Here is a 385-nt window from a genome sequence, read left to right as displayed (position 1 = left end):
TTCCTGGAAAGCATTCTCATTAATCGCTTCTTTCGCATCGTTTTGTATCAAACGTAATTGTGCCATGTACGTCTTTTTCTGTTCATCGGTCAATTCGGTGTATTGTACCGATTCCATTTTGTCAGGAAGCTCTGTTAAAACATCCTTTTTTAATCGTCTCAATACAAAAGGACGAACTCTCTTTGCAATTTTATCCTGATCCATCGTTTTAAACGCAGACTTATTTTTAAACAGACCAGGAAGAACTAGATCGATAATTGCATATAGCTCATTCAAAGAGTTTTCTATCGGTGTCCCACTCAATGCAAAGGTGTGCCCCGCTTTAATCCCCTTCACAGCTTTAGACGTTTTTGTCCAATCATTTTTAACATACTGAGCTTCATCT

The 385-nt window shown here is 37.9% G+C and carries 1 protein-coding gene; it reads right to left on the bottom strand.

From position 1 onward, the window contains the following. On the bottom strand, window positions 1-385 hold a 385-nt coding region (locus AOA60_RS18235), incomplete at both ends, for an SNF2-related protein (RefSeq protein ID WP_256592851.1).

The organism is Pseudomonas sp. 2822-17 (genome assembly GCF_002742485.1).
Taxonomy (GTDB): Bacteria; Pseudomonadota; Gammaproteobacteria; order Pseudomonadales; family Pseudomonadaceae; genus Aquipseudomonas; species Aquipseudomonas cyclaminis.
Note: the sequence above shows the minus strand (reverse complement) of the source record. Positions and strands in the feature narration are given on the sequence as shown.